The organism is Promicromonospora sp. NPDC023987, assembly GCF_040639055.1.
Classification (GTDB): Bacteria; Actinomycetota; Actinomycetes; order Actinomycetales; family Cellulomonadaceae; genus Promicromonospora.
In genome coordinates this window covers 1-5,228 of sequence record NZ_JBEZZF010000134.1, presented here as the reverse complement: position 1 = coordinate 5,228, position 5,228 = coordinate 1, and the positions used below count along the sequence as shown (strand labels likewise).

6 protein-coding genes are annotated in these 5,228 nt (G+C 70.0%); 2 read left to right on the top strand and 4 right to left on the bottom strand.

What is annotated here, in order from left to right; all coding sequences use genetic code 11:
- Nucleotides 1-685 (top strand): HAD family hydrolase (locus AB0F40_RS27150; RefSeq protein ID WP_357475375.1); only part of this gene is annotated, 685 nt, incomplete at its 5' end.
- Between the two features lie 248 nt (nucleotides 686-933).
- Here AB0F40_RS27150 and AB0F40_RS27145 read toward each other — a convergent pair.
- Nucleotides 934-1,413: a GNAT family N-acetyltransferase gene (locus tag AB0F40_RS27145; protein WP_357475372.1), complete on the bottom strand. Its 480-nt coding sequence runs from the start codon at nucleotides 1,411-1,413 to the stop codon at nucleotides 934-936.
- Nucleotides 1,410-1,964, bottom strand: coding sequence for an AAA family ATPase (locus AB0F40_RS27140; protein WP_357475370.1), 555 nt, complete (start codon nucleotides 1,962-1,964; stop codon nucleotides 1,410-1,412). Before AB0F40_RS27140 ends, AB0F40_RS27145 begins: the two co-directional genes overlap by 4 nt.
- A 388-nt stretch (nucleotides 1,965-2,352) precedes the next feature.
- On the opposite strand from AB0F40_RS27140, the gene AB0F40_RS27135 reads away from it, so the two are divergent.
- Nucleotides 2,353-2,784 (top strand): SRPBCC family protein, encoded by a 432-nt coding sequence (locus tag AB0F40_RS27135; RefSeq protein WP_357475368.1) that lies wholly within the window; start codon nucleotides 2,353-2,355, stop codon nucleotides 2,782-2,784.
- An 8-nt stretch (nucleotides 2,785-2,792) separates the two neighbouring features.
- On the opposite strand, the gene AB0F40_RS27130 is transcribed toward AB0F40_RS27135, so the two are convergent.
- Together AB0F40_RS27130 and AB0F40_RS27125 are read right to left on the bottom strand one after the other, a co-directional pair.
- Nucleotides 2,793-3,551 carry a methyltransferase domain-containing protein gene (locus tag AB0F40_RS27130; RefSeq protein WP_357475366.1) on the bottom strand — a complete coding sequence of 253 codons (759 nt, stop codon included), beginning with the start codon at nucleotides 3,549-3,551 and terminating at the stop codon, nucleotides 2,793-2,795.
- A gap of 40 nt (nucleotides 3,552-3,591) precedes the next feature.
- Entirely contained in the window at nucleotides 3,592-5,004 is a 1,413-nt protein-coding gene (locus AB0F40_RS27125; RefSeq protein ID WP_357475364.1) for a family 43 glycosylhydrolase, read from the bottom strand.
- Nucleotides 5,005-5,228: the final 224 nt, after the last annotated feature.

Sequence of the window (5,228 nt, the reverse complement as noted above, 5' to 3'; positions counted from 1 at the left end):
CGCGATGCCGATCACGCGAGCGCTCGGCCTGACCACGGGCACGGTGGTCTGCTCCAACGGCGCCGTCACCGTGCGCCTCGACCCTGCCCTGCCCGATGGGTATGAGGTCACCAAGACGTTCACGTTCGCCGCGGGCCCTGCGATCGCTCTCGTCCGCAAGAGCCTCCTCGGTGTGCAGATCGCTGTCGAAGAGGTCGGGTGGGGCTACCACGTGACCCGCCTGTTCGGGGCTGGCGAGGTGAACGGCGCCCAGCGCATCGCGACGGCCGACCAGATCGCCCGCTACCGCACCCCGCGGATGATCCTGCGCGCTCCCGCGATCCTCGACCTAGCCGGCGACCTGCGCCGCCTCGGCCTGACCGCGACACCCGCCGACGGCGACTGGCTCGACGTCACCCCAGGCAGCGTGTCCAAGGCGTCCGCACTCGAACACGTCCGCGACACCTTGGGTATCGCGCGGGAGCTCACGATCGGGGTCGGGGACGGGCTGAGCGACCTCCCTATGTTCGCCTGGGCCGCCCAAGCAGTGGCCATGGGTCAGGCCCGCGACGTGGTCATCGAGGCCGCCGATCACGTCACCGGGACCATCGACGAGCAGGGCCTCGTGCCCGTGCTGCGCGCACTCGCGCCCACCCCGGCCGCCACACATCTCCCGTCGCCGACGACCGTTTCACGCGTCGGGTAACGGACTTCGCCGCACCTGCGGCGGGGACGGTCCGGGGATCAGTCACGGGCCGGATGCAACACCCCACTGGAAACCCGGAACAACTGGAGGATCAGATGAGCACAACCAGCACCCAGGCCCGCGACGGCGAACTGAACCTGAACGCGCGGATCGTGACCCGCGGCGCAGTGCACGCTGCCCTGCTGGACGACACCGACGACACCGACGACGGCTGCGACACGCTGGAGCGACACGGCGCTCGCCGAACGCTAGATCAACAGCTCGTAGACCGCGCGGTCCTTGCCAGGCCCCTTGAAGTTCGAGTTGACCTCCACGCCGTCGACCTCCTGGTCACCAGGCAGGTTCGTCCACCCCCGCGCCCGCCAGGAGGCGTCCGCAGCCCGGTTGCCCGGCTCCGAGGTGAGCCACAGCCGCGTGCAACCCCACGTGCGCGCCTGCACGACGACGGAGTCGAGCAGCGCGGTGGCCACTCCCTGGCGACGATGGTCCGGGTGGACCATGACGTCCTGCACGTACACCCCGCTGGGATCGTCTTGGCTTCGGAATGCCGTCACGGCGCCGGCGAGGACGCCGTGGACGAACGCTACCGGGCATGTGGAGGAGAACAGCGTCGCGTACGCCCAGTAGTCCGAAGCGGTCCGCGCCCTGATGAACGGATCGCCCTGGTCCATCAGGCTGATCACGCCATCGATTATTGGGACGGATAGCGAGGAGATGGTGATGGTCATGGCTCCCTGCCGGTCGTCTGGGGCGATGCGTCGGCAGAGCACCTGTCATCGAGTGCGGTCAGGAGCAGGTCGGCGGTCTGGCTGGCTGTGGACCTCGGACCGATCACGACCTCGCCGTCGAGCCCGAGACGATCATTGGGCGCCCACCACGTGGCCATCTGCTCGGGTGTGAACTCGGTGGCTTGGGGACGCCCGGCGTGTCGGCGAACGGTCTCCTCGAAGGGCACATCCAGGTAGGCGACCACGGTGGAGCCCGCGTGATGAGCAACCAGAGCTCGCAACATATCGCCGTACCTGGGCTCGTAGAGGATGCCCTCCACGACGGCGTCGTAGCCGGCGTCTAGGACGTGACGGGCGACAGCGTCGATCAGCGAGATGTTCAAGGCTCCGGGAGTGTCCTTCTCCCACAGCAGCCTGCGCCGCAGATAATCCTGCTCGACCAGTGCGGTGCCGCGGCCCATTCGCTCTCGCAGGTCCCGAGCGACGGTGGTCTTCCCCGACCCGGAGGGCCCGCGCACGATCACCAACCGGGTCCGTGTGCTACCTGTCATCGTGCGTGCCGCACCTGAGCTCACGCGGCCAGCGTAGCGACAGGGCTCGTCGGCCGCCGCCGACAGGTGCCGTCGGTGATTCCGTTGAACGATCGCTGAATAGGGCGTACGTTGCCACCTGCGTAGGTGCGTGCTCGGACCGCGGTGGCACCAGACGTCATCTGGCTCCAGCCGCTGGCACGGAGTAGTCGGCGTGCTCCGGCTGCAGCTGCAGCCCTATACGAAGGGGTCGATCAGTCATGCGGGAAGCTTAGGACCGCTCCGAGGGTGTCGCACACGCCGGACCAGCGGTCCCCGGCCGTGTGTCGTCACGTCGCACGAGGTGCCGTGGGCCGAGACTATGGGAGTGACGCCGGTCGGCGACCACCGGAGACGAGCAGGAGCGCACATGCCGAACTACAGCACCTCCGCAGAGATCGACGCCTCGCCAGAGGCCGTGTGGGCCGTCCTGTCCGACGTCGAGCACATGCCGGACTGGACGCCCTCCATGACGTCCGTGGCGATCATCGACGGACCGAACCCGCCGGACGTCGGCACGCAGGTGCGGATCGAGCAGCCGAAGCTGCCCCTGGCGGTCTGGCTCGTCGACGAGTGGGACCCGCCGCGGCACTTCGCGTGGATCAGCGAGGCGCCGGGCGTGACCACGCAGGCGGAGCACCTGGTGGAGCGGCTGCCCGACGGCCGCTCGCTGGTGACGCTCGCGATCACGCAGACCGGCGGTCTGGCGTGGCTCGTCGGCAGGCTGGTGATGAGCCGCACGCGGCAGTACGTCGACACCGAGCTCAAGAGCCTGCGGTCCCGGGTGACGGCAGAGGGCTGACCGCCGGCTCAGTCCCGCGTGGCGACCGCGAACACCCGGCGGAACGCCAGCGGCGTGCCGTAGGAGTGCTCGGGGTAGGCCGCGCGCAGCGCCGCGCCGAACTCCTCCTCGAACCGGGCGCGCAGCGCTGGGTCCTTGGCCTCCAGGGCCTGGAGGGTGGGCTGAGCACCCGTCGCCGAGATCCAGCGGAGCACCGGGTCGGGCCCGTGCAGCAGGTGCGTGTACGTGGTCTCCCAGGTGTCCACGGCCCAGCCGGGCCGGGCCAGGAGGTCCAGGTACTCGACGGGGTCGGCACTGGACCGGCGCACGACCGGCCCGACGACGTCGGCGTACGGCTCGCGCCCGGCGACCTCGCGCAGCAGCTGGTGGCTGGGCGCGTCGTGGTTGCCGGGGACCTGGAAGGCGAACGTCTGTGCCGCCCGGTCGGCGAGCGTGGTGAGCAGCTCACGGTGCCCCGGCACCCATTGGAGCGCCGCGTTGCTGATGACGAGGTCGGCCGTGTGGTCGTCCGTGCTGAGGTCCGCCAGGACGTAGTCGGTGCCCGGGTCGGCAGCGCGTGCCCGCTCGATCATGGCGGGGGAGGCGTCGACGCCGGTCACGTGGGCGTCGGGCCAGCGTGCTCGGAGCACGGCGGTGAGGTGGCCGGGGCCGCAGCCCAGGTCGACGACGGTGGCAGGGGTCCCGGGCACCCGAGCGACCAGCTCCGTGAACGGGCGGGACCGCTCGTCCGTGTACTGCAGGTATGCGCTGGGGTTCCAGTCCGCCATGACCACTCCTCGATGCCGAGTATCTTGATATCAAGATACATCACGCGACCTCGATGTAGTCGAGCTCGGCGAACGCGGTCCCCTTGCCCAGGCGGATCGTGTTCCAGCCCGCCTGGAGGGTGACGCTCTTGGTCGCCTGCCGCCAGCTGTCCCAGCCGGTCACGGGATAGCTGATGGACCCTGCCCCCGCACCGTTCACCATGACGGTGTGGCTCGCCGTCCCGGCGGAACCGTTGGCATAGCCCACGTGCAGCGAGTAGTCGCCGGTCGTGGGCATGTAGATCGAGCCGACGTCGACCCAGCTGTCGGCGTGGTCGATGTACGCGACGACCTTGCCGTCGGACGCGCCGGCCGCGTTCTCGCGCACCGAGCAGCTGTTCAGGGTGCCACGTTCGGCCTCGTACCGGACCCGGCTGCCCCGCACCACGGGGTATCCGTCGGCCCAGCCGAGGTCGGCCACGTACATCCCGCGCCCGCCCGCGTCCCGGTGTCCGTGGAAGACCAGCTTGTCGCCCCCGCCGTCGCGCAGCACGTCGGCGCCGCCGGGGCCGCCCACCGCGCCGTCGAGCGACTCGGTGGTCATGAGGAAACGGAACGCCTTGGTGTACGGCCCGGTGATCGAGCTCGACACCGCGTAGCTCGTCCCGTACTGATCGGTGGTGTACGGGCCGGCGGAGTAGAAGAGCACGTACTCGCTGCCGACCTTGGTGATCACCGGCGCCTCGATGATGCCCGCCTCGTCGGCCCGGTCGTTGCGCAGCACCTGGGTGGCGCCGCCCTCGAACGTGAGGCCGTCCGCCGCGACGCGCTGCACATGGATCCAGGTGGTGGCGCCGATCGCGTTGCCGTCGTTCTTCCAGATCAGGTACCGGGTGCCGTCGGTATCGGTGAAGCTGGAGGCGTCGATGGCGCCGCCCGCGTCCAGCGGGCACACGAGCGGCTGGGTACCGACCGGCGCGAACGGGCCGCCGGGGGAGTCGGCGAGGGCGGCGCCGATGCACTGCCGCCCGGACGCGGCATGCCAGGCCGTGTAGTAGAGCAGGTAGCGACCGTCGGCACGGCGCGAGACGTCGGGAGCCCAGGTGCGGCCCTCCTTGGCCCAGGCCCCGAGGTCCGGCAGCGCGTCCGTGGACCGGTAGCTCCAGGGGCCGTCCGGGTCGGGGGCGGTGGCCCAGGGCAGGTTCTTGCCCTCGTTCGTCGCGTACGCGTAGTAGGTGTCCCCGAACTTCGACACGTCGGGGTCGGGGAAGTCGCGGTCGAGCACCAGGCTCGGATGCACGGTGGACTGGGCGGAGAGCTCGCCTGCGACGGCGGGTGCTGTGCCGGACGACGTCGGGCTGCCGGCGTCGCCGCCGGGCGCGGCAACGGCGGAGCCGGTCGTGAGGACGCCGAGCGCCAGAGCGGCGCCGGCAGCGCCTGCGATGAGAGCACGAGAGAGGCGAGGAAGTACCACGTTGAACCTCCGGGCGAGAGAAAACTCGACGGGTGAAGTCTCGCGACGGCGCTACGCCCTGTAAAGGGCCCGGGCGCGATGAAGTCGATCGCCGACGATCCGCTCCAACGTTAGACCCAGGTGAGGCACGTGAGCGCCGAGATCGGTCGCTTGCATCATCACGTCCCGTGACTTCGGTCCGTTGCCTTGAGATCGGCCGGTTGATTGACCGATCTCAAGGCAAC